Consider the following 21,509-nt stretch of genomic DNA (forward strand, 5'->3'; position numbering starts at 1 on the left):
CGGGGCTCAGCCGAGCGATGCGGTGAGCGGCTCGTGCGGGCCGGGCCACGTGCCCGGGGCGGGCCATGTGGTGCGGAGGAGGTCCACGAGGTCCTCGGCGGCGCCCGTGGGCGGCACACGCGCGTGGACGGCCAGGGGGCGCTTCCAGGCCGGGTCGGGGGTGAGGACGGCGCAGTCCTCGCCCACCGCCCCGCGCACGACGTCGGCCGACGCCACGCACGCCCCGGCCCCGGCGGCGGCCATGCGCACGGCCGTCGAGGTGTGCTCGGTCCATACGGCGGTCCGCGGCCGGAACCCGGCTTTCTCGCAGGCCCAGCGCACAGGTGCGCACCGTGGAGGCCGAGCGGCTGCTGGTGGCGGTGGGCCGGGCGCCGGTCACCGAGGGCCTGGACCTGGCCGCGGCCGGCCTCGCGACGGACCCTCGGGGGTTCGTCGTACCGGCGGACTGGAACCGGCTGGAGACGGCCGTGCCGGGCATCCATGTCGTCGGGGACCTGCTGCCGCCGCCCTCGCCCGGGCTCGTGGACTACGCGGCCGTGCCCCGGGTGACGTACTCCGCGCCGCAGACCGCCTCGGTGGGGCCGAGCGAGACGGAGGCACGCGCGCGTGGGCGTGAGGTCGACGTGAACACGATGCCGCTGACCGCCGTGGCCGAGGGGACGGTGCACGGCCGGGGGCATGGCGAAGGTCGTCGCCGAGGCCGGCGGCGGTCGGGTGCTCGGCGTGCACCCGGTGGGCCCGCACGTGTCGGAGACGATCGCCGAGAGCCAGCTGATCGTCGGCCGGGACGCCGATCCCTCGGACGTGGCCCGGCACGTGCACGCGCACCCGACGCTTTCGGAGGCGGTGGGCGAGGTGCTCCTGACGCTCGCGGGGCGTGGCCTGCACCAGCAGTGACCGCCCGGCACGTGCCGCCCGCAGCGCGCCCCGGGCTTTGTGCCCGAGCGCCCCCGGGAGCCTCCCTCTCCGCATGCTTGACAGTTCACCTTTCGCGTGCGGGACTTGGAGTGCGAAGCCGGGCGGAACAAGTCGGGGGTGAGTCTTCTGCCGGAGCTGCGCTACCCCAGCGTTCCCGAACTGGTCGGCTCCGCTCAGGCGTTGGCCGCTCAGGAACCCGGGCTGTGCTCGCTCAGGAAGGTCGGCGTCTCGCGGGCGGGAAGGCCCCTGCATCTGCTCTCGGTGGGGCATGCCCGGCGGGCGGTGCTGGTGGTCGCCGGCGCGCACGCCAACGAGCCCGCCGGCGGCTCCACCCTGCGGGTGCTGGCGGAACGTGTCCTCGCCGAGCGTGAGTTGCGTGCCGACGTGTCCTGGCACTTCCTGCTGTGCGCGGATCCGGACGGCGCGAGCCTGCATGTGACACCGGCGCCGCGCAGCCTGCTCGACTACCATCGCGGCTTCTACCGGCCGACGGGCGCCGAGCAGCCGGAATGGTCGCCGTCCGTCCTGCCGCCGGACCGGCTGCCACCCGAGACCCGGGCGCTGACCGGGGTGATCGACGAGTTGCAGCCCTACCTCCAGGTGACTCTGCACGGCACCGACCTGGGCGGCAGCTGGGTACAGCTGACCCGGGACGTGCCGGGGCTCGCGGAGCCGTTCGCCAAGTCGGCCGCCCAGTTGCACATCCCGGTGGAGACGGGCGCCTCCGACGCCGCCGGCTGGCCGGCCGCCGCCCCCGGGGTGCATGTCATGCCCGGCCCGGAGACGGGCGCCGCGTACCCGAGCATGCCGGACGACGCACGGCACAGCACCTGGTACCACGCGCACCGGTACGGCGGTCTGACGGCCGTGGTGGAGGTTCCGATGTGGGCCAGCGACCTGGTGGACGACCCGGCGCCGCACCCGGCGCCGGCGGCGGCGATGCGGCGCCTGGCGAAGCGGCTGCTGCGGGACTCGTTGGAGGTGGAGCGGATCCTCGCCGACGCGCTGCCCCGGCTGGACGGCGTGGACGGTCCGCTGCTGCGGGCGGCGCGCTGGGCGCTGGAGCTGATCCCGGGGCTCGCCGAGGACTGGATCCACACGCCGCCGGCCGGGACGACGATGGCGTACGTCGGCAGTGTGGACGCCTTCGGGCGGCGGCTGCCGCTGCGCGCGGCGGCGATGCTGCTGCGGGTGCTGCGGGAGACGGACGACCGGGCGGCACCCCGGCTGGAACAGCTCGTGGCCGACTGGTGCGACGCCTTCGCGGAGCGCTTCCGGGCCCGCTGGGTGCCGCTGGATCACCAGGTGGAGCACCAGTCCCGGACGGTCCTGGTGGCGGCCCAGCAGGCGCGCGAGCGGGCGATGTGAGCCGTCCGGCCCCACACCGCGCCGCCTGTGCCGGCCCACGTCGGCGCGCCCGAGGTGACCCACACCGCGCGGCCGACGGCGGTCCGCACCGCCCGGGCCGCGAGGGTCCACACCGCCCGGGCCGCGCCGCCGGCCGCGCCCGTCGGCCGTCAGCCCTCGGCCGTCGGCCCCCGGCCGTCCAGGTCGAACACCGCGCCGGTCCGCGCCTTCATGGTGCACGTGTTGCTGTAGGTCTCCCGGAAGGAGACCGGCCGGCCGTTCCAGCGGCCGTACGCGCGGGCGGTCACCGGGGCGTAGATCATCGGGCAGAACACGTGCTTGGGCGGGATGCGGCCGGTGTCCCCGTCGGCGGCGGCGAGTTCGGCGCAGGCCTCTTCCGTGTGCGCGTCGCGCCGGGGCAGTCCGCACAGCAGCAGGGCGCCCCGGACACTCGTGCCCTTGGTGACGGTGAGGTAGAGCCAGTTGCCGTGTCCGTGGTCGTGGGTCGCCGCCCGGGCCGGGCCCGCGACGAGGAGTCCGGCGGCCGCCAGCAGGGCGCCGCCTGCCGCTGCCGCTCTGGTGATGTACGTCATGCCCCTTGCATCGGCACGTCGGCCCGTGTTCCGCAGTGCGGCTCACCCGATCGGGACGGCAGGCGCGCGTGCGGGAGCGCCTGTTCGAACCGGACCGGCCGGCGCCGGTCAACTCACGGCGAGCCGGTACGCCACCCGGCCGAAGGCGACCTGGTCGCCCTCGCGGACCACGACCGAGCCGATCACCCGGCGGCCGTTGACGGTGGTGCCGTTGGTGGAGCCGAGGTCCCTGAGAACCCACATGCCGCCCTGGCGGCTCAGCTCGGCGTGCACGCGGGAGACCGTCTCGTGGTTCAGGCGCAGCCCGTTGGCCGGGTCGCGGCCGATGCGCAGCGGGTGGGCGTGCGCGGGGTGCGGCAGCAGCAGCTTGGGCAGCCGCTCGGCCTGCCAGGCCCGGCGCAGCCGAACGGTGAATCCGGAGACGGCCTCGACGGTGCCGAGGACCGCGCGGGAGAAACGGTTCTCGCGGGGCAGGTCGGCGACGAGGGCGGCCAGTTCGTCGGCGCGACGGGCGGCGAGGGCCAGTTCCATGCGGCGCACGAACGTGTCGTGCGAGAGCCGGCCCATGGCGACGCCGTCCCGCAGCACCCGCAGCGCCTTGTCACGCTCCGCGTCGGACAGCCGCGCGGGGTACGTGGAGAACTCGAAGGACGACGTCACGCTGGTGATTGTCGGGCAGTGAACCCCGGGTGTCCAGAAAACGGGGAATCGGCGCCGATCTGCGGGTACCTCCAGCGACGCCCGGCGGCAAAGGACGGATTCGACGGCTGACCGATCGTTTCGGCGGGCACGATGAGGACGCGGGACATCACGGTGGGCAGACGAGAGATCACAGACGAAGGGGAACCGTCCGTGCAGTTCGAGGTGTGGGCACCGCAGGCAGACCGAGTGACGCTCCATTGCGGGGGTGGCACGCGCGCGTTGACGCGCGATCCCGGGCGGGCGGGCTGGTGGACGGGGGAGGCGGAGGCCGCGGACGGCGTCCGGTACGGGTTCGCCCTGGACGACGGCCCCGCGCTGCCCGACCCCCGCTCACGCCGCCAGCCGGACGGCCCGGAGGGCCTGAGCGCGGTCGTGGACCACGGGCGTTACGCGTGGCGTGCGCAGTGGGCGGGGCGGGGGCTGCCCGGTGCCGTGCTCTACGAGATGCACGTGGGCACCTGCACCCCCGAGGGCACCCTGGACGCGGCGGCGGCCCGGCTGGAGCACCTGGTGGAACTGGGCGTGACACACGTGCAGTTGATGCCTGTGTGCCCGTTCCCGGGACGGCACGGCTGGGGCTACGAAGGAGTGTCGCTGTGGGCGGTGCACGAGCCGTACGGCGGCCCTGACGCGCTGAAGCGGTTCGTGGACCGGGCGCACGAACTCGGTCTCGGCGTCCTCCTGGACGTCGTGCACAACCACCTGGGCCCGTCGGGGAACTGTCTGCCGCTCTTCGGGCCGTACTTCACCGACGCGCACCACACGCCGTGGGGTGCGGCGGTGAACCTGGACGGGCCCGGTTCGGACGAGGTGCGCGCGTTCCTCGTCGGCAGCGCGCTGGCCTGGCTCAGGGACTACCGGATCGACGGGCTGCGGCTCGACGCGGTGCACGCGCTGTACGACACGCGCGCGTGCCACTTCCTGGAGGAGCTGTCGGCGGCGGTGGACGGCCTCGCCGAGGAGCTGGGCCGGCCGCTGTTCCTCGTCGCCGAGTCGGATCTGAACGACCCGCGGTTCGTCACCCCGCGCGCGGAGCACGGCCTCGGGCTGCACGCCCAGTGGAACGACGACTTCCACCACGCGCTGCACACCGCGCTGACGGGTGAGTCACAGGGCTATTACGCCGACTTCGCGCAGGCACCGTTCGCCGCGCTCGCCAAGACGCTGACCGGCGGTTACTTCCACGACGGCACGTACTCCAGCTTCCGGGGGCGGCACCACGGCCGGCCGCTGGACCGCGCGCGGGTGGCCGGGCACCGGCTGCTCGGCTACAGCCAGACCCACGACCAGGTCGGCAACCGCGCCCAGGGCGACCGGCTCTCCGGCCTCGTCTCCCCCGGCTTGCTGGCCTGCGCGGCCACGCTCACGCTGACCTCGCCGTTCACGCCGATGCTGTTCATGGGCGAGGAGTGGGCGGCGGGCACTCCCTGGCAGTTCTTCACCGACCACACCGATCCCGAGCTGGCCGAGGCGGTACGGCGGGGGCGGCGGCGGGAGTTCGCGGCACACGGCTGGGCCGAGGAGGACGTACCGGACCCGCAGGACCCGGCGACCCGCGAGCGGTCCTGCCTGGACTGGTCGGAGCCGGAACGCGAGCCCCACGCGCGCGTGCTGGACTGGTACCGCCGGCTGATCGCCCTGCGCCGCGAGCAGCCGGACCTCACCGACCCCGACCTCGCCGACACCAAGGCGGCGTACGACGAGAACGCCCGCTGGCTGGCCTTCCGGCGCGGTGACGTGTGCGTGGTGGTGAACCTGGGCAAGGCACCGGCGTCCATCCCGCTCGGCACCCGTCCCGCGGCGGTCCTGGCGGCGTGGAAGCCGGTGGACACGCCGGACGGGAACGGCCTGCTCCAGGTGCCGGCGGAGTCCTGCGTGGTGCTGGCGCAGCCCTGAGGCCGGTGACGCCCCGGGGCCCGCGGGCTACGGCTCGGTCCCGTCCTCCTTGAAGTCCGACAACCGCTCCAGCAGGATCGGCTCCCACGCCCGCCGCAGCCGAGTCCGCAGCAGTGCCGCGGAGCCGCCCGCGCGGCCCTCGAGATGGCCGGCTAGACGGATGACGGCGTCGCAGCGGGCGAGCCACAGGCCGCGCAGGCAGGGGCGGGCGCCGTAGCCGGCGAGGGTGGCGGCGCGGACGGCCGCGGGGGAGCCGACGGCTACGGCAAGACCGGCGATGTCCTCGGCGGGGTCGCCGAGGGCCGCCCGGGTCCAGTCGAGGACGCCGCGCACCCGGCCGTCGACGCTGACCACCACGTGCTCGCCGGTCAGGCCGTGGTGGGTCAGGACGGCGGTGCCGGGCTGCGCGGCGAGCTGGGCCGCACCCGCCGGGGGCAGCTGGTGCAGCCGGGCGGCGTCGAACTCGTCAGCGGTGGCGAGCCGTTCGGCCGCGTGCACGGCCATGCGGCGCAGCGCCTCCAGGGAGCGCGGCGGGGTGCGCGGCACGCCGAGCGCCTCCGCCTGCCGTGCGGGCACCGCGCGCAGCCCCTGGAGCAGCCCGGCGAGGTCGGCCTCGCCGACGGCGGAGACGTCGTGCTCCTCGGCCGTGCCTCCGGGCACCTTGGTGTCCAGGGTGCAGGCGAGGCCGGGCGCCCAGTCGCCGTGCGCGACGCTGGCGGGGACGGCGACGGGGACGTGCGGGCGGACCAGGTCGCGTACCCGCAGTTCCCGGCGGCGCGCCACCGAGGCCTCGCGGTCGGGCGCCAGGCGCAGCACATGGCGGGTGCCGACCCACCAGGTGTACGCGCGGTCCCCGGTCACGGGCCGTACGTCCGGTCCCTTGCCGTCGTCGCTCTCCTTGAGCAGCGAACGGACCAGTCTGCGGACGGTGTCCGCGGTGGGTGTCGGTGCCTGGGTCATGGATCGCGGGTCGCCGTTCCGGGTGTCGTCGAAGGGTGTCTCCTGGGCCTCTCAGTCCACTATGACCATCTCACGGGTGGTGTTGTTCAAACGCCGCACGCCGTCCTCGGTGACCGTCACGATGTCCTCGATGCGCACCCCGAAACGGCCGGGGAGATAGATGCCGGGCTCGACGGAGAAGCACATGCCGGGCACGAGCGGCTGCTCCTCGCCCTCGATCATGTACGGCGGCTCGTGCGTGGTGACGCCGATGCCGTGGCCGGTGCGGTGGATGAAGTACTCGCCGTACCCGGCGTCGGTGATGACCGCGCGGGCGGCCCGGTCCACCTCCTGGCAGGCGGCGCCGGGCCGTACGGCCTGACAGCCCTGCTCCTGGGCCTCGCGGACGATGTCGTGCACCCGGCGCTCCTCCTCGTCGGGCTCGCCCACGTGCACCGTGCGGGTGGTGTCGGAGCCGTAGCCGGCCATCAGGCCGCCGAAGTCGAGGACGACCGTGTCACCGCGCCGGATGACCCGGTCGCCGACCTCGTGGTGCGGGTTGGCGCCGTTGGGGCCCGAGCCGACGATGGTGAAGTCGACCTGCTCGTGGCCGAAGCGGCGCAGCAGGCCGGCGAGGTCGTGGCCGACGTCGGACTCGCGGCGGCCGGCGAAGGGCACTTTGCGGATCTCCTCGAACGTCGCGTCGGCAGCCGCTCCGGCGGCTGCGAGGAGTTCCAGTTCCGCGGCGTCCTTGACGGCGCGCAGCATGGGGAGGGCGTCGGTGAGAGAGGCGTAGGAGGTGTCCGGCAGGGCCCGCTGGAGGCCCAGCAGGTGCATGGCCCAGGCGTTGTCGCTGATGCCGAAGCGGCCGCGGCCGTCGAGGAGGCCGGCGGTGACGGCGTAGGGATCCTTGCCGTCGGTCCAGTCGCGCAGGGTGAGTGCCGACGCGCCGGCGGCGTGCTCGGCGTCCGGCGCCTCCAGGGTCGGCACGACGAGCACCGGTTCCCGGCCCGGCGCGAGCACGAGCAGGGTGAGCCGTTCGGTGACGGCCGTGGGGGTGTAGCCGGTGAGCCAGACCATGTCCGGCCCCGGTGCCACGAGCAGCCCCGCGAGGCCGGCGTCGGTTGCGGAGCGCACGGCACGCTCCATACGGGCCCTGTGGTCGGCGGCGGTGAAACGCGCGGGCGTGCTACCGGTCATCCGGGCCTCCGGGTGATTGATGGGGAAACGGGCGACGGCGTCTCGGGCAGCATCCTGCCCGGCCGGACAGGGGCGCGCGAGCCGGTCGCCGGTGCTCCCCGCGGGGCGCGGTCGGCTCGGAAGGGACACGGCATGGGGCCATCATGGCGCGCGGGACGGACGGTGACCAGCGGGTTTCCCGGGGCGCCCGGGGGGGGTTGCGGGACCGCGGACGGCACCGGCCCGTTCAGGTCACCACCCCCGGTGCGACCGTCAACTGCTGACAGCCCCCGGCGCTGTGTCGCACGGTGAGGACCACCTGCTTGCCGGGCCGGGCCCCGGCCACGGCGCGGGCGAGGTCGGCGGCGGTGTGGACGCGGCTGGAGCCGAACCGCAGCACGACGTCCCCGCGCACCAGGCCGGCCGCATAGCCGGGGCCGGGCACGTGCACGCCCACGACCAGCGCGCCCGCCTTCTCGGCGTCGACGGCCTCGACGCCCAGGGTCGCCCCGGTCGCGGCGGCCGGACCGGGGCCCGGACCGGCGGCGCGGGCGGTGGGCGCGGCCCTGTCCGGCGGGGTGGCCGGCGGGGCATGGTGCCGCGGCGCTGCGAGCCTGCTCATGCCGATCGCCGTGGTGCCGACCGTGCCGATGCCGACGCCGGTCAGCACCAGCAGGATGCCGGTGAACAGGCCGAGCAGCAGGGCCCGCAGCCGCCGCGCGCGGCGCGGCGCGGCGTGCGGGCGGTGCGGCGGGCCGGGGGTGATGCAGCTCTCCCGACGGTCCTGACCGGGCATGGGCCTGGGACGCAATGCAGTCTGTTCCATGGTTCGCTCGCCTCCGGCTGATGCTCTACCCGGGGCGCCGGGCCACGACGAGACACGAACGAGTGAGAATGGCCGGAGGGTGGCGGAGGGTAGCCATGGCACACGGGGGCGGGCGTCCGGGGGCTCCGCGGTGCCGAGGGGGACCCGCGGGGTGCCGCGGTCACGCCCCTCCCACCAGTCCGCGGATCACCTCCCGTGCCGCTGCCCCGGGGTTACCGGCGTGCACGAGTTCGGTGCGGTGGACGACCCGGGGCGCGGTGAGCGGGACGGCGGTCGTGCCCGGTAGCGGTGGAGCGGGGCGGCAGGGCGAGTCCGTGTCCGGCGGCGGCGAGGTCGGTGCCCTCGTCGCACGGGGCGGGGCGAAAAGCGCCGCCGCCGGTCGCGGCGCGCATCTGTTCGAGCGGGATGGCGGCGTCGGGCGCGTCGAGCCAGCGGGCGTCGGCGAGGTCGGCGAGGTCGGCGAGGCGCAGACCGGTCCGGGTGGCGAGCGGGTGCCCGGCGGGGAGCAGGACGCTCACGGGTTCCTCGGCGGCGCCGTGCGTGGTCGGCGGTGCCGCGTCGGGCGGACGCAGCGGATCGCTCGGCGCGGCGAGCCCGTCGACGAGGCCGAGGTCGGCGGTTCCGGCGGCGACGGCGGGCGGGATCTCCGCCCGGGCGAGGACCCGCAGGGTGACGCCGTCCGGCGGGAGGGCGGCGAGGACGTGCTGACCGCGCGCGGTCGGGGTGGTGGCGAGGGTCGGGCCGTGCTGGGGTGCGGCGGCCATGCGCACGACGTCGCCGCGGGCCGCGTCCAGGCGCAGCAGCAGCGGGCCCGCGTGCTCCAGCAGCGGCTCGCCTGCCGCGGTCGGGGTGACGGGACGCCGGTCAGCAGGGGCGCGCCCTGGCGTCCCTGTTCCAGCCAGAGCCGGCCGGCGACGACTCGCGCCCGCACCCGATGGTCCGGGCCCTGGCGCGAGCCGCGGTCGGGCACGCGGCGTCCGGGCTCCGCCGGCCGGCGTGGCTCTCCGGGTCAGCGCTCTGCCCCGTCCTCCGTGAGCCTGCCGATGGTCTCGGCGACCGTCAGCGGAGCGAGAGGACCGGTACGGCGGGGGCGCGGTCGGGCAGGAAGCCGTGGGTGCGGCGGGCCAGCCACTCGGCCTTGTAGCGCTCGACGTTCCGGTGCCAGTTGAGGATTCCGGCCATCCAGTTCTGCAGGTCGCGGACATAGCCGTCCATGGCGGACCGCCCCGCCTCCGACAGGTCGAAGTCGTCGTAGAGGACGGGCAGTTCGTGCTCGATGACGTGCTCGAACTGCTGCATGCGCTGGGTGGTCAGGTCGTGGACGACACGCAGCGCGGTCGGATAGTCGACGCCGAAGAAGTTCTGCACCACCAGGACGGAGTTGTGGATCTCGCCCTCGTACTCGATCTCCTTCTGGTACGAGAAGATGTCGTTGAGGAGACAGGCGTAGTCGACCGCGGCGTTCTCCAGGGAGCGCACCGGGCCGCTGCGGTACACCTGCGGCGGCACGGCCGGGCCGTGGCCCGTCCGGCACAGGCTCAGAGTGAGGTCGGAGCCGAAGGTGGCGCGCCGCATCTCCAGGTAGTCGACCGGGTCGGGGATGCGGTTCTGCAGTTGGTTGGACAGCTCCCACACCCAGCTCTCGGTCATCGTGTCCACGGCGGCCTTCAGGGTGCGCCGCTGGTCGGCGGTCATACCGGCCGTCGTGCGCACCCACAGGTCGATGAGCCCGCGCTCCATCGCGTCGGCAGGGACGAGGGCCGGCTCGCCCTCCACGGGCATGCACCGTGACAGCCGGGCCGTGGTCAGGCGGGCGGCGGCGAGGTCGCGGCGGTGACCGTACACCAGCGGGTAGTAGTCGTCGCCGTACGTCCCCCAGGCGAGCCACTGGGCGCTCAGGTCGAGGGCCTCCTCGGTGGCGTCCGGGTCCAGGCCGGCCGAGCACAGTGCAAGGTCGTAGGCGGCGAGCTTGTCCTCGTCCCACACGCCCTCCTCGAGGAGACCCATGCGGTGCGACCAGTCCGCCAGGTTCCGGCGGGCGGCGGCGAGGTGGGGGCTCAGCTCGAGCCGGTAGGGCATGTGGAACTCGGGCAGGATCGACGGACCGACCTTCTGGAACGGCACGTGGGTGTGGGCGCGCAGGCGTTCCTGGGCGGCCGCGGCGAGGAGCACGCCGACGTCGGCGGCCGACGTGCCGGGGCCGCTCGGCGCCCGCCACGGCGAGCGGGTGCGCACGCCCTTGTTCATGTAGCGGCTGGAGCGCATGTGCCACTCGTGGCCGCCCGACTGCCAGTCCTGCAACCCCTTGGTGTAGGCGGCGACCGCGGCGACCTGGTCCGGGCCGAGGCCCTTCTCCAGGGCCGCGGCGGGGACTTCGGTGAGCGCGGTGTGCTCGAACTGGTGCAGGCGTGAGGTGAGGATGTCGTTGACGGTCTCGGCGGCCTCCTGTGTCGTACAGCCGAAGAACTTCTCCAGGACGAGCACACCGTTGCTGTTCTCGCCCTCGTCCTCGACCTCGCGCTGGTAGGAGAACAGGTCGTTGCGCAGGTGGACGGCGTCGGAGAAGGTCTCCATGAGGACCCGCAGCGGGCGGGTCCCGGCGACCGCGTCGGGCACCTCGGCGGTCGCGTACTCCACGAGCCCGGCCGACCAGGGGGCGCCGCCCACCTTGCGGCGCATCTCGATGTACTCGACGGGGTTGGCGATCCGCCCCCGGTCGATGTTCGACAGCTCCCACATCGACTCGTTGAGCAGGTGCTCGGTGGCCACGGAGAAGCGGCGCCGCCAGTTCGCTGACATCGACGGCACCGTGCGCGCCCACAGGTCCTTCAGACCCGCCTCGACGGGGTTCCGCGGCTCGGGCACGGGGGTCGACGGGGCGAGCGGCATGAACAGCGGCAGACGGTCCAGGTGGGCCTTTCCGGCGGCCCTGTCCTGGGTGCGCTTGTACCTGTCGAGGAAGTGGTCGTCGAAGAAGAACACCCACACGTACCAGTCGGTGATCAGCGAGAGGGCCGGGCCGTCGCAGTCGGGGTGGGTGCAGGCGCACAGGAGCCCGTAGTCGTGCGCCTCCAGGTCGGCCTGCTCCCAGATCCCGGAGCCTTCCAGGATGCCCATCTCGCGCGCCCACGCGGTCGAGTGGGCACGGGCCTCGTCGAGGTGCGGGTTGAGCCGCGCGGGATACGGCATGTAGAAGTGCGGGAGTTCGAACGGCTGCGTCATGGCCGGGCCCTACCCGCGCCACCCCGCACACATCCGCCGCGCGGAACGTGATCACACCATCGCGTGAAATCCCCGGGGACCGGAACTGCGGCCGCCACCACGGGTGTTCACGACAGGCGGGCGACGGTCCGGACCGGCGGGTCCGGCAGCCGGGCCCGCCCGCGCCCTTGCCCCGCCCCCGGCCGCGGGCCACGGTAGGCGCATGACCTCCTTCGTGCTGCCCCATGAGGTGCACGGCGACGGCGCCCACAAGGTGTTCGCCGTGCACGGCTGGTTCGCCGACCGGACCGCCTACGCGCCCGTCCTGCCGGACCTGGACCGCACCGCCTTCACCTACGCGCTCGTCGACCTGCGCGGTTACGGCGAGGCCCAAGGCGCGTCCGGTGCGTTCACGACGGCTGAGGCGGCCGGGGATCTGGTGGAACTGGCCGACCGGCTGGGCTGGGAGCGGTTCTCGGTGATCGGGCACTCCATGGGCGGCGCGGTGGCGCAGCGACTGGCGGCCCTGGCGCCGGACCGGCTGCGGCGGATGGCCGGTGTCTCTCCGGTACCCGCCTCGGGGGTGCCGCTGGCCGGCGAGCAGGCCGCGCTGTTCGCGGGCGCCGCGGACGAGCCGGGGAACCGGCACGCGATCATCGACCTCACCACCGGCGGCCGGCGGCCCGCCGCCTGGCTGGACCGGATGGTCGCCCGCTCGCTGGAGCGCAGCGACGCGAAGGCCTTCCGGGCCTGGCTGGACTCCTGGGCGGGCGAGGACTTCCACGCCGACGTCGAGGGCAGCGAGGTGCCCGCCCTGGCGGTGGCCGGGGAACTGGACCCGGCCCTCTCGCCCGAGGTCATGCGGCAGACCTGGATGTCCTGGTATCCGCGCGCCGAACTCGTCACGCTGCCGTTCGTCGGTCACTACGCCATGGACGAGGCGCCGCTGGACCTGATCCGCGTGGTCGAGGACTTCCTGCGGGCGGACACCGAGGACCCGGCCGGTGACAGGGAGCCGGAGTGAGCACGGGCGAGACGCCGCCGGTGCCGGACGTGTTCGACCCGCGCCGCTACGCCGCCGGTGTGCCGTACGACGACTACCGACTGCTGCGCGACCACCATCCGGTCGTCTGGCAGCACGAGCCGGAGGTGCTGGGCTGGCCGGCCGGACCGGGGTTCTGGGCGGTGACCAGGCACGCGGACGTCGTCCGGGTGCTGAAGGACGCGACGACGTACTCCTCGCACCTCGGCGCGACCCAGATCCGCGACCCGGATCCGGAGGACCTCCCGTTCGTCCGGCGCATGATGCTCAATCAGGACCCGCCGCGGCACGGGCGGTTGCGGCGGCTGGTGAGCCGGGCCTTCACGCCGGGCCGGGTCGGCCGGTTCGCGGCCGTCGCCAGGGAGCGGGCGCGCACCCTGCTCGCCGAGGCGCTCGAGCGGGCGCGGCAGGGGGACGGCACCGCCGATCTGGTGGCCGCCGTCACCGACGAGTACGCCCTCCTCAACCTCGCGGATCTGCTGGGCGTCCCGGAAAGCGACCGTCGGTTGCTGCTGCACTGGACGCAGCGGGTGATCGGCTACCAGGACCCGGACGAGGCCGGACCGGCGGTGCTGGACGGGTCGGGGAAGCCGGTCGATCCGCGCTCGCCGGCGATGCTGAAGGACATGTTCGCCTATGCCGGACAGCTGGCGGCGCACAAACGGCGGTGTCCCACCGACGACATCATGACGACGCTCGCCCACGAGACGGAGCTCGCCGGGGCGGAGCTGGAGATGTTCTTCTTCCTGCTGACCGTCGCCGGCAACGACACCGTGCGCAGCGCGGCCCCCGGCGGACTGCTGGCGCTCGCGGAAAACCCGCAGGCGTACGCGTCGTTGCGCGCCGGGCAGGCGGAGGTGCCCACAGCGGTCGAGGAGCTGCTGCGCTGGCATCCACCCGTGCTGACGTTCCGCCGGACCGCCGCGCGGGACACCGAGCTGGCGGGGCGGCGGATCCGGGCCGGGGGCAAGGTCGTGGTCCTCCACGCCTCGGCCAACCGGGACGAGCGGGTCTTCGCCGATCCCGGCCGGCTCGACCCGACCCGCTCCCCCAACCCGCACGTGTCCTTCGGCGACGGCCCGCACGTCTGCCTGGGCGCCCACTTCGCGCGGCTGCAACTACGGCTGCTCCTCGAGGAGGTGCTGCGCGCCCTGCCGGACCCACGGCTCGCCGCCCCGCCCGGGCGTCTGGTGTCGAACTTCATCAACGGCATCAAGTCGCTGCCGCTGCGGATCGCTTGACGTCCACCTGGACCAGCGCATGGGTGCCGCCGGTGCGCCAGCGTCGGCCCTCGGCCGCGACCAGGGCGGCCTCGGTCGCCGCGGACAGACCCGTGATCACGTCGGACTTCAGGGTGCGCAGTGCGGCGACCGGGCCGGGAAAGTACGCGGTCGTGTCCTGGAAGCGCGTGGTCGGCGGCCACAGCCGGTCGCCCACCAGACGCCGGTAGTTGAGGTCGCCCTTGAACAGGGTGAGTGTGGCCGCAGCGAACTCGGCGCGCAGGTCGTCCGGCATGTCCGCGTACCCCAGCGGGGCGCAGGAGAAGGGATGGGCGCGGACGGTGAGGCGGCCGTCGGCCATGGCCGACCAGAGCACGCGCGCGTACTCGGCCGCGGCGCCGGGTGCGGCACGCAGCCGGTGCAGCGCGTCGACCACGTCGGCGGTCGTGGCGTCGGAGACGTAGTACGGGTACGGCTTGACGTGCAGGACCGCCCGGGCGGCCCGGCCCTCGGCGAGGAGATGGGCGATCAGCAGCAGGTCGGGGACGAGTTCGCGGCCCGCGTTGTCCGCGACCAGGACCAGTGTGGCCGTACCGTCGGGCGGCAGCAGCGACCACAGGGCTTCGCTGTCGTCGGCGACCAGGGCGGGCACCGGGTCGCGGGTCTCGGCGCCTTCGGCGGAGAGCCGGAAGCCGAGGTCGGCGCGGTTGCCCCACAGCGAACCGTGCAGCAGGGCGTGCGCCCGCCGCTCCTGAGGCAGACCGGGCAGGGTGTCCAGGGCGGCCAGTTCCTCGTCCGTCTCCGGCGCATCCAGTTCGGCGCGCTTGAACGGGCGGAAGGGGTCGACGCCCTGCCAGGCGCCGGGTCCGAACCAGCCGACGGCGTCGAGGAGCCGCCGGTAGAAGTAGCTCTCCGACCACAGCCACGGCAGGTCGTACCAGGAACGCCCGGCACAGTCGTCCAGACCCCACTGCCGCCAGCGGTCCCGGTCCGGAGCGTCGGCCGGCAGCGGCTCGACCGTCCCTCCAGTGCAGCTCTTGAGCAGTTCGTCCAGCGCCCGATGCTGCCCGGGGCCGTACGGGAAGGCGTCCCGTACCCGGCCGATGATCGCCGGGTGCCGCTCGGCCAGCACGCTGTGCGGGAAGGAGCCGGGTTCGTTGCCGAGGATCACGGGTGCGAACGGGGTGGAGGGCATGTCCGTCACCGTATCGCGCGCTTCAGGCGGTTCTGGTCTCCCGCTCCAACTGCGTGGCGAGGGTGATGTAGCGGGGGCGGCGGTGCACCGGGACCAGGCCCCTGATCAGCAGGTACCACATCTCGGCGACCCGGCGCGGGAGCCGTCCCACCGGTTCCAGCGAGCGGCCGGCGACCCGGGTGCCGACGAAGAAGGAGACCAGGGAGTGCGCGACGATGCCGACGTCGAGATCGCCGTGCACGTCGGACTCCCTGACGGCGCCGGTGAACTTCCGGGTTGCGAAGTCCAGCCACTCGGTGAACGGGTGCCGCAGGGGCGACCGTACGGCGACGTCGGCGGTGGCGAGGCGGAGTGCGGCGCGCGGCACCGGGTCCTCCACGGCGAGCCGGGCGATGCCGAAGGTGGTGCGGATCAGGGCCTCCAGCGAGGAGCAGCCACGGCTTTCGACCTCGGTGACCAGCGTCCTGGCGGCTCTGGCGTTGAGTTCGAGGATGGCGCCGGCGAGGTCCTCCTTGGCCGCGAAGTGGAAGTACAGCGCGCCCTTGGTGACCTTCGCGTGCGCGACGATGTCGCTCAGGCTCGTGGACTCGTAGCCGTGCCGGTCGAACAGATCGGCGGCAGCCGTGATGATCGTTGCCCGGGTCTGCTCGGCGCGTAACTGCCTCGCCATCCTGTGACCCCTCCTCGCGACTCATACCAACGGGACGTGCGGTTTGTTTTTGGCTCCCTGCCCACCATAGCCGACCGAGAACCGGCGGCGGTGCGGAGCGCGGGCCGGCGTCACGACACGTGCCGCCGGCGGATCCGGCATCGGACGAACCCTCGACCGATCGTGAACGACGAGACCAGGACGGTTTCCCCTTCCCTTGCCCGACGGCCCACGGCGGCGCGGGGCGGCCGGTGCCCGACCCATGATCGCCACCATACGCAGCCCACGGCCGGCTGCTCAACGGGGCCTCGAAGCAGGCGCGAAACAGCCGAACCGGTCGGTGTCTTTGCGCCCCTGGTGCACCAGTGCGCCGACAGCGCACCCGCTGCGGTCATGCCGACGGGCGGCGCCCCCGGTGAGAGTGCTCACCGGGGGCGCCGCCCGCGCAGTTCGTCTGCTACGACGCTGAACTCAGCTGTTTTTCGGGTGCGTCGACGGAGGTCAGTTGACGAAGACCGGGGCCCCGCCGTCCGTCACCGGCGCGTACTTGGCGGTGAAGTAGCCGCTGGAGAAGCACAGCGACGAGCCGGAGGTCTTGGCGAACCGCTGGTTGGTGAAGCTGATGCTGTTGTCGGAGTTGTCGGCCTTCCCGGTCAGCGAGGGCGCCTGGTAGACGCAGGTGACGGAGCCCAGCAGGGTGCGCAGCTTCACGGTGGTCTGGATCGTGGAGCCGTCGGCCGGGGTGACGGTGAGGGTGCCGTCGGAGGCGACCGTCGCGGTGTAGGGCAGGTTCTCGACGGTGATGCCGCTGACGCCGAGCACGCCGGTGACGTTGCTGGTGCAGGAGCCGCTGTCGAAGGTGTGCCCGGTGACGGACTCGGTGGCCGTGCCGGGGGCGCTCGGGTTGCCGGTGACCGTGGCGGTGAACTGGGAGGACGTGCAGGAGACGCCGCTGGTGCCGCTCGCGCTGGAGCGGAACGCGGCGGACGTGCCGGAGGCCAGCGGGGCGGCGAGGGTGTCGCCGGTCGCGACGGCCGTGCCGCCCGCGCCGCCGGTGGTGAGGACGGCGCCGCCGTCGGCGGAGGCGGGTGCGGCGAGAGCGAGCGCGAGTGCGGTGGCGGTGCCGGCGAGGGCGAGAAGGGATCGCGTACGCATGCGGGTTCCTCTTTCCTGGGTGGGGTCCGGATGAGGTGTTCGTGCCGTCGGCGCAGGACCGCGACGCCTTCTCCGTACGCGGCGGTCCGGCGACGACGGCGGTCCGGGCACCGGCCGAAGACCCCGGGGGAAGGGCCTTCGGCCGGGCCGGCTGGGAGCGGCCCGGCACGGCCGGGGGGAAGGGCCGTGCGCGGCCGCGGTGATGTGAACGGTTTCTGCGATGCGGTGCGAGCGGCCGACTCGGCGGCCGGGAGAACTCGGCCGGTGCCGCTCGCGGATCCGGCGCCACGGATCCGTGAAGCAGGCCAAGTTGTAGACCTGATCGAGCGTCAACGTCAAGGCGGGCAGGGTGAGTTGCGCCGCCCACTCGCAGCTCGCGCACATCCGGCACCCTTTTTTCACATCTCCCTTGACCCTCCGAAGTAACCGGCGGTAACTTCCTGGAAGGCTACTGCCGCGTAACCAGAAAGCCCTTGCTCCGCCGGGGTGCGAGGAGGCGTACGCGGCAGTCGCTGTCCGCGCCAGGACACGCGCCGCTGAAGCCCGGCCCGCAGCGATCCACGCCCATGGGAGCAGACATGGCCTCGTCCCCGGACGTCCCGTCCGTCGGCAACAACCCCGAGAACCCGCAGGACGGTTCTCCCTCCGAGACACCGCCCGCCCCCGGGAGCCCCGCCGCAGGGGAAGGACGGGGCCGGGTCCGGGCCCGTCGCGCCGCGGTGATGGCGGTCCCCGCCACCCTCGTCGCCGCCGGACTCGCGGTACTCACGGCGCAGGGAGCGCTGGGCGTGCAGTTCGCGATCTCCGGCATGCCGTTCACGGTCACCGCGACGGAGCTCGACGGAACCGGTTTCGAGCAGTTCGGCGGGCTCGACGGCATGGCGGACGGCAGTCCGAACGCCGGGGACACCGGCGGCCAGGTGCTGGTGGTGACCTCGGCGATCAAGAACGCCACGCTCGACCACCTGTGCCAGAGCGTCGACCTGGGCGGCACCAACCTGCTCATCACGGCGGGCAGCGGCACGGACAAGGTGCAGGCCGGCGATCTGACCACCGACTCCACGGAGCTGTCCGGCGACGCCGCCTTCGACAACATCGAGATCGGCAACGACGCCAGCACCCTGACCAAGGCGGGCGTGAAGGGCCCGATCGGCGTGTTCAGCCAGCAGGCCGACACCGTGCGCATCCACAACCTGCGGCAGACCAACTACGCCACGACGGCCGGGGTGTTCAAGCTTCCTGGTCTCAAGCTCCGCTTCAGCGACTCGGGGTGCTGATGAGCACGGCCGCCCGTCCACGTCCGGGAGCGCGGGCCGTCTTCCGCGGCTGGCGGGCCCGCCGGCCGTTCTGGGGCGGGCTGCTGCTCGCCCTGGCCGGCGGCGAGATCCTGCTCACCGAGAAGGCCTCGCTGAAGGTCGTGATGCACATCGGCATGCAGGGGGTGGCAGGTTATCTGCTGCCGACGCTGATGGCGCTGCTGGGCCTGCTCATCCTCTTCAACCCCGCACAGCGGCTCTTCTACTCCATCACCGGCGTCCTGCTCTCCCTGGGCTCCTGGGTCACGTCCAACCTGGGCGGCTTCTTCATCGGGCTGTTGCTGGGCGTGACCGGCAGCTGCCTCGCCTTCGGCTGGCTTCCCGACCAGGAGCCGCGCGTCAGCCGCCGCAAGCGCCGCGGGCAGGCGCGGGCGGCGGCGAGCGCCCTGACCGAAGACGCGGAGGGAACGCAGGGCGTGGCCGCCTGACGGCTCGACGGAACGTACGGCTGCACGGACCCCGGCGCACGAACGGCGAGGACGGCACAGAAGGGGCCGCGCACGCCCCGCCGCCCGCGGCGGAGCACGGAGGGTGCGCGGGCGGGGCGGAGTGTTCTCGCCGTACACGGCGAGCCGTACGGCGTCCCCGCGCCGGTGAGTCCGCGCGGGACGGGGTCCAGGCGCCCCGGCGCGGGGACGTTCTCGTCAGAGGTCCGGCCCGGCGGGGTCTCAGAGGCCATGGCGGCGGTGGGCCGGGCGCGGGGCGCCGACGTGCGGTTCGGCGAGCCGGCCGACGAGCAGGCGTACGACCTCGACGACGGCGGCCTGCTCCGCGGTGTCCACGAAGTACACCTGGCGACGGCCCTCGCGCCGGGAGCGGACGAGTCCGGCGAGCTTCAGCTTGGCCAGGTGCTGACTGACGGCGGGCAGCGCGCCGCCCACCCGCTCGGCGAGCGCCGTGACGTCGCTCTCCCCCTGGATCAGCGCCCACACCAGGTGCAGCCGGGCGGGCGAGGCGAGCAGTCCGAAGGCGGCGGCCGCCTCGGCGAGCACCTCGGCGGAGGGGTCCTGCCGGCCGGTGCCGGGCGCTGTCGCCACTGTCACCCTCCGCTTCGTCTCGTCGTCTTCTGCCTGTCGTCGTCCTGTGACCGGTCTGTGCGGGGATTCAGTGTAGGTCGGCCGGCGTCCGCCGGAACTTTCCCGGTGTGCCGTCAGTTTTCCCGGTGTTGAAAGCGGTGTGCGGGGGGAGACCGCCCGGCCGGCGCCGTACCGGTGATACGAGTGACACGAGGAGTGCGCATGGCCCTGTGGGACCGCGTCAAGGAGTCGGCGTCGCAGATGCAGACCCAGCTGGTGGCGAAGAAGAACGACCTGAAGAGCGGCGCGTTCCGCGACGCGAGCATGGCGATGTGCGCGCTCGTGGCGGCCGCCGACGGGACCGTCGATCCGTCGGAGCGGCAGCGGGTGGCGCAGCTCATCGCGACGAACGAGGTGTTGCAGAACTTCCCGGCGGACGACCTGCGGCGCCGCTTCGAGGACAACCTGAACAAGCTGACGGCCGACTTCGCCTTCGGGAAGGTGAGCGTGCTCCAGGAGATCGCCAAGGCGAAGAAGAAGCCCGCCGAGGCGCGTGCGGTGATCCAGATAGGCATCGTGATCGGCGGCGCGGACGGCGACTTCGACAAGACGGAGCAGGCCGTGGTGCGCGAGGCGTGTTTCACGCTGGATCTGCCGCCGCACGAGTTCGACCTCTGAGCCGTGCGGAGCCGCGGGCACGGCCGGTCCCACTGGGCGATGGGCCGTGCCCGTCGACTCACAACTCCGCCAGCGCGGGTAGGAGTTCCGTCGCCGCGGTGATGTCTCCGGTCAGCGGGCGGTCCTCCGTGTCGGTGGGGAGGCGGGCTGCCGCAAGGGTGTGGACGGGGACGGCGGGGGGTACCGGATGCAGACCCAACGCCCGTACCGCCACCACGAGTTCACAGGCCAGGACTGTCGCGTAGGCGGTGGTGGCGCGTTCCGTCTGGTGGGCTGCCTGGCCCGCGAAGCCGGCCGCCTCCTCCAGACCGTGGGAGAGGACGGCATGGCCCGCGGAGGCGGGTGCGGCGGCGCTCGACCGCAGCTCGGCGAGGGCGGAGTTGGCGGTGTACTCCAGGATCATCGTGCCGGAGCTGCCCACCGGGCCGGTGGCGAGGAAGGCGGGCAGGCCGGTCAGGTCGGGGCGGCTCAGCGCGGACAGCCGGGCGGCGGAGAGCTCCGCGGTCTTCAGCATCGCCAGGTTCAGGCCGTCCAGCGCCAGCGCGAGGTGCGCTGCGAAGAAGCCGCCGTGGTGGTACAGCTGGCCGTCGGGGGTGAGGACGGGGTTCTCGGTGGCGCAGTTGATCTCGGTCTCGACGATCCGGCGCAGCGCGTCCGAGGCTTCCAGGGCGGCCCCGTGCACCTGCGGGAATGCACGGAAACCGTAGGGGTCCTGGATGCGGCGGCCGGCGGTGACCGGGCGGTCGGGCATGCCGAGCAGCCGCCGTACCTCCGCGGCGGCACGGGCCGGACCCGGGTACGGCCGCAGGGCGTGCACCGGTGCGGCGTACGCCTCCGGAGAGCCGAAGACGGCGGCGAGGGACAGCGCGGCGACCGCGTGCGTGGCCCGCAGCAGCAGTTCCGCCCGGTGTGCGGCGAGCGCGGACCGGGCGAGGGTGAGGGCGTTGCTGCTCAGCAGGGCCAGGGCGTCCCCCGGGCGGAGCGTGGGGGGCTCGGGCAGGTCGTGGTGCGGCCTTCCGCCATGGAGGTGGTTGTCGTCCGCCGGGTTCGAGGTGACCGGTCGCGCTCGCCCCGCCCCCTCGGGGCGCTGTCCCGCCGTCAGCCACGGCCGCTCCCCGAGCAGGGTCAGTCCTGTCTGGGCCAGCGCCGTCAGGTCGCCGGTGCCGACGGCGCCGTAGGTGTTGATCGCCGGGTGGGCGTGGAGGCGGACGGCGTCGGTGAGGGCGGTGACGAAAGAGGGGTGGATGCCGGAGCCGGCGGCGAGGAGCTGGTTGGCGCGCACGGCGAGCATCGCGCGGACCGGGCGGGCGGGAAGCAGGGGACCCGCGCCGCCCGCATGACTGCGCAGGAGCCGCAGGCCGTGGGCCGTCTCGTCCGCGGGGTCGACGGGGACCGAGCGGTGGGCGCCGACACCGGTGCCGCGGCCGTACCAACGGCCGGTCGCGGCGAGCCGGTCGGCCGTCCGACGGGCGCGGCGGACCCGGTCCAGCGCGGCGGGGTCGACGACGGGTTCGGCGGTGCCGTCGGCGAGCCGGACCAGATCCGGCAGTGCGAGGGCGGTGCCGTCGAGCACGACGCGGGCGCTCCCCGCCTCCGGGGGCACCCGCGTCGGCACGTCCATGGTCGTACGCGTCGGC

The 21,509-nt window shown here is 73.9% G+C and carries 19 protein-coding genes and 2 pseudogenes; 8 read left to right on the forward strand and 13 right to left on the reverse strand.

Annotation, left to right across the window (positions count from 1 at the left end; all coding sequences use genetic code 11):
- Positions 1–6 precede the first annotated feature (6 nt).
- Positions 7–312 (reverse strand): annotated as a pseudogene (locus AC5WRT_RS26375) (LysR substrate-binding domain-containing protein); the annotation flags it as partial.
- Positions 313–323: 11 nt separating this feature from the next.
- Here AC5WRT_RS26375 and AC5WRT_RS26380 point away from each other — a divergent pair.
- Both AC5WRT_RS26380 and AC5WRT_RS26385 read left to right on the forward strand, forming a co-directional pair.
- Positions 324–897 (forward strand): annotated as a pseudogene (locus tag AC5WRT_RS26380) (oxidoreductase dimerization domain-containing protein); the annotation flags it as partial.
- Between the two features lie 138 nt (positions 898–1,035).
- Positions 1,036–2,286 (forward strand): M14 family zinc carboxypeptidase, encoded by a 1,251-nt coding sequence (locus tag AC5WRT_RS26385; RefSeq protein WP_496096402.1) that lies wholly within the window; start codon positions 1,036–1,038, stop codon positions 2,284–2,286.
- Positions 2,287–2,435: 149 nt separating this feature from the next.
- On the opposite strand, the gene AC5WRT_RS26390 is transcribed toward AC5WRT_RS26385, so the two are convergent.
- A complete protein-coding gene (locus AC5WRT_RS26390) occupies positions 2,436–2,858 on the reverse strand; it encodes an SSI family serine proteinase inhibitor (RefSeq protein WP_496096403.1) in 423 nt (140 codons plus the stop codon).
- Positions 2,859–2,966: 108 nt separating this feature from the next.
- A complete protein-coding gene (locus AC5WRT_RS26395) occupies positions 2,967–3,518 on the reverse strand; it encodes an FHA domain-containing protein (protein ID WP_496096404.1) in 552 nt (183 codons plus the stop codon).
- A 192-nt stretch (positions 3,519–3,710) separates the two neighbouring features.
- On the opposite strand from AC5WRT_RS26395, the gene treZ reads away from it, so the two are divergent.
- Positions 3,711–5,456: a malto-oligosyltrehalose trehalohydrolase gene (treZ, locus tag AC5WRT_RS26400; protein ID WP_496100653.1), complete on the forward strand. Its 1,746-nt coding sequence runs from the start codon at positions 3,711–3,713 to the stop codon at positions 5,454–5,456.
- Between the two features lie 27 nt (positions 5,457–5,483).
- Here the strand turns inward: treZ and AC5WRT_RS26405 are convergent, their stop codons facing one another.
- The 5 genes from AC5WRT_RS26405 to cyc2 all read right to left on the reverse strand — a co-directional run bounded on the left by AC5WRT_RS26405 (position 5,484) and on the right by cyc2 (position 11,622).
- Positions 5,484–6,416: an aminoglycoside phosphotransferase family protein gene (locus AC5WRT_RS26405; RefSeq protein WP_496096406.1), complete on the reverse strand. Its 933-nt coding sequence runs from the start codon at positions 6,414–6,416 to the stop codon at positions 5,484–5,486.
- A 51-nt stretch (positions 6,417–6,467) separates the two neighbouring features.
- Positions 6,468–7,595, reverse strand: coding sequence for an aminopeptidase P family protein (locus AC5WRT_RS26410; RefSeq protein WP_496096407.1), 1,128 nt, complete (start codon positions 7,593–7,595; stop codon positions 6,468–6,470).
- A 226-nt stretch (positions 7,596–7,821) separates the two neighbouring features.
- Positions 7,822–8,400 (reverse strand): PDZ domain-containing protein, encoded by a 579-nt coding sequence (locus AC5WRT_RS26415; protein ID WP_496096408.1) that lies wholly within the window; start codon positions 8,398–8,400, stop codon positions 7,822–7,824.
- 212 nt (positions 8,401–8,612) lie between these two features.
- Positions 8,613–9,164, reverse strand: a complete 552-nt coding sequence (locus AC5WRT_RS26420) for a hypothetical protein (RefSeq protein ID WP_496100654.1) — start codon at positions 9,162–9,164, stop codon at positions 8,613–8,615.
- 295 nt (positions 9,165–9,459) lie between these two features.
- Positions 9,460–11,622, reverse strand: a complete 2,163-nt coding sequence (cyc2, locus tag AC5WRT_RS26425; protein ID WP_496100655.1) for a germacradienol/geosmin synthase Cyc2 — start codon at positions 11,620–11,622, stop codon at positions 9,460–9,462.
- A 202-nt stretch (positions 11,623–11,824) separates the two neighbouring features.
- Here cyc2 and AC5WRT_RS26430 point away from each other — a divergent pair, with 202 nt between their 5' ends.
- Entirely contained in the window at positions 11,825–12,625 is an 801-nt protein-coding gene (locus AC5WRT_RS26430; RefSeq protein ID WP_496100656.1) for an alpha/beta fold hydrolase, read from the forward strand.
- On the forward strand, positions 12,622–13,884 hold the full coding sequence (locus tag AC5WRT_RS26435) for a cytochrome P450 (RefSeq protein WP_496100657.1): 1,263 nt from the start codon (positions 12,622–12,624) through the stop codon (positions 13,882–13,884). The genes AC5WRT_RS26430 and AC5WRT_RS26435 overlap by 4 nt, the downstream gene beginning before the upstream one ends.
- Here AC5WRT_RS26435 and AC5WRT_RS26440 read toward each other — a convergent pair.
- From AC5WRT_RS26440 to AC5WRT_RS26450, 3 genes are all read right to left on the reverse strand, one after another.
- Positions 13,856–15,058: a damage-control phosphatase ARMT1 family protein gene (locus AC5WRT_RS26440; protein WP_496100658.1), complete on the reverse strand. Its 1,203-nt coding sequence runs from the start codon at positions 15,056–15,058 to the stop codon at positions 13,856–13,858. The two genes, AC5WRT_RS26435 and AC5WRT_RS26440, sit on opposite strands and share 29 nt — an antisense overlap.
- Positions 15,059–15,080: 22 nt before the next feature.
- Positions 15,081–15,728: a ScbR family autoregulator-binding transcription factor gene (locus AC5WRT_RS26445; RefSeq protein WP_496096414.1), complete on the reverse strand. Its 648-nt coding sequence runs from the start codon at positions 15,726–15,728 to the stop codon at positions 15,081–15,083.
- A 480-nt stretch (positions 15,729–16,208) separates the two neighbouring features.
- A complete protein-coding gene (locus tag AC5WRT_RS26450; protein WP_496096415.1) occupies positions 16,209–16,862 on the reverse strand; it encodes a Tat pathway signal sequence domain protein in 654 nt (217 codons plus the stop codon).
- A gap of 578 nt (positions 16,863–17,440) precedes the next feature.
- Here AC5WRT_RS26450 and AC5WRT_RS26455 point away from each other — a divergent pair.
- Positions 17,441–18,139, forward strand: a complete 699-nt coding sequence (locus AC5WRT_RS26455; protein ID WP_496096416.1) for a DUF6230 family protein — start codon at positions 17,441–17,443, stop codon at positions 18,137–18,139.
- Positions 18,139–18,606: a DUF6114 domain-containing protein gene (locus tag AC5WRT_RS26460; protein ID WP_496096417.1), complete on the forward strand. Its 468-nt coding sequence runs from the start codon at positions 18,139–18,141 to the stop codon at positions 18,604–18,606. Before AC5WRT_RS26455 ends, AC5WRT_RS26460 begins: the two co-directional genes overlap by 1 nt.
- 240 nt (positions 18,607–18,846) lie before the next feature.
- Here AC5WRT_RS26460 and AC5WRT_RS26465 read toward each other — a convergent pair whose 3' ends face one another.
- Positions 18,847–19,215, reverse strand: coding sequence for an ArsR/SmtB family transcription factor (locus AC5WRT_RS26465; protein ID WP_496096418.1), 369 nt, complete (start codon positions 19,213–19,215; stop codon positions 18,847–18,849).
- Between the two features lie 201 nt (positions 19,216–19,416).
- Here AC5WRT_RS26465 and AC5WRT_RS26470 point away from each other — a divergent pair, with 201 nt between their 5' ends.
- Positions 19,417–19,872 (forward strand): tellurite resistance TerB family protein, encoded by a 456-nt coding sequence (locus AC5WRT_RS26470; protein ID WP_496096419.1) that lies wholly within the window; start codon positions 19,417–19,419, stop codon positions 19,870–19,872.
- A 58-nt stretch (positions 19,873–19,930) separates the two neighbouring features.
- On the opposite strand, the gene AC5WRT_RS26475 is transcribed toward AC5WRT_RS26470, so the two are convergent.
- A complete protein-coding gene (locus AC5WRT_RS26475) occupies positions 19,931–21,493 on the reverse strand; it encodes an aromatic amino acid ammonia-lyase (protein ID WP_496096420.1) in 1,563 nt (520 codons plus the stop codon).
- Positions 21,494–21,509 lie beyond the last annotated feature (16 nt).

Source organism: Streptomyces sp. NTD91 (genome assembly GCF_059510455.1).

What these genes read in the sequence shown, in the direction of transcription:
- AC5WRT_RS26390 (WP_496096403.1), bottom strand. Translation starts at nt 2,858, where the DNA reads ATGACGTACATCACCAGAGCGGCAGCGGCAGGCGGCGCCCTGCTGGCG.
- AC5WRT_RS26405 (WP_496096406.1), bottom strand. Translation starts at nt 6,416, where the DNA reads ATGACCCAGGCACCGACACCCACCGCGGACACCGTCCGCAGACTGGTC.
- AC5WRT_RS26410 (WP_496096407.1), bottom strand. Translation starts at nt 7,595, where the DNA reads ATGACCGGTAGCACGCCCGCGCGTTTCACCGCCGCCGACCACAGGGCC.
- AC5WRT_RS26415 (WP_496096408.1), bottom strand. Translation starts at nt 8,400, where the DNA reads ATGGAACAGACTGCATTGCGTCCCAGGCCCATGCCCGGTCAGGACCGT.
- AC5WRT_RS26420 (WP_496100654.1), bottom strand. Translation starts at nt 9,164, where the DNA reads ATGGCCGCCGCACCCCAGCACGGCCCGACCCTCGCCACCACCCCGACC.
- cyc2 (WP_496100655.1), bottom strand. Translation starts at nt 11,622, where the DNA reads ATGACGCAGCCGTTCGAACTCCCGCACTTCTACATGCCGTATCCCGCG.
- AC5WRT_RS26430 (WP_496100656.1), top strand. Translation starts at nt 11,825, where the DNA reads ATGACCTCCTTCGTGCTGCCCCATGAGGTGCACGGCGACGGCGCCCAC.
- AC5WRT_RS26440 (WP_496100658.1), bottom strand. Translation starts at nt 15,058, where the DNA reads ATGCCCTCCACCCCGTTCGCACCCGTGATCCTCGGCAACGAACCCGGC.
- AC5WRT_RS26445 (WP_496096414.1), bottom strand. Translation starts at nt 15,728, where the DNA reads ATGGCGAGGCAGTTACGCGCCGAGCAGACCCGGGCAACGATCATCACG.
- AC5WRT_RS26450 (WP_496096415.1), bottom strand. Translation starts at nt 16,862, where the DNA reads ATGCGTACGCGATCCCTTCTCGCCCTCGCCGGCACCGCCACCGCACTC.
- AC5WRT_RS26455 (WP_496096416.1), top strand. Translation starts at nt 17,441, where the DNA reads ATGGCCTCGTCCCCGGACGTCCCGTCCGTCGGCAACAACCCCGAGAAC.
- AC5WRT_RS26460 (WP_496096417.1), top strand. Translation starts at nt 18,139, where the DNA reads ATGAGCACGGCCGCCCGTCCACGTCCGGGAGCGCGGGCCGTCTTCCGC.
- AC5WRT_RS26470 (WP_496096419.1), top strand. Translation starts at nt 19,417, where the DNA reads ATGGCCCTGTGGGACCGCGTCAAGGAGTCGGCGTCGCAGATGCAGACC.
- AC5WRT_RS26475 (WP_496096420.1), bottom strand. Translation starts at nt 21,493, where the DNA reads ATGGACGTGCCGACGCGGGTGCCCCCGGAGGCGGGGAGCGCCCGCGTC.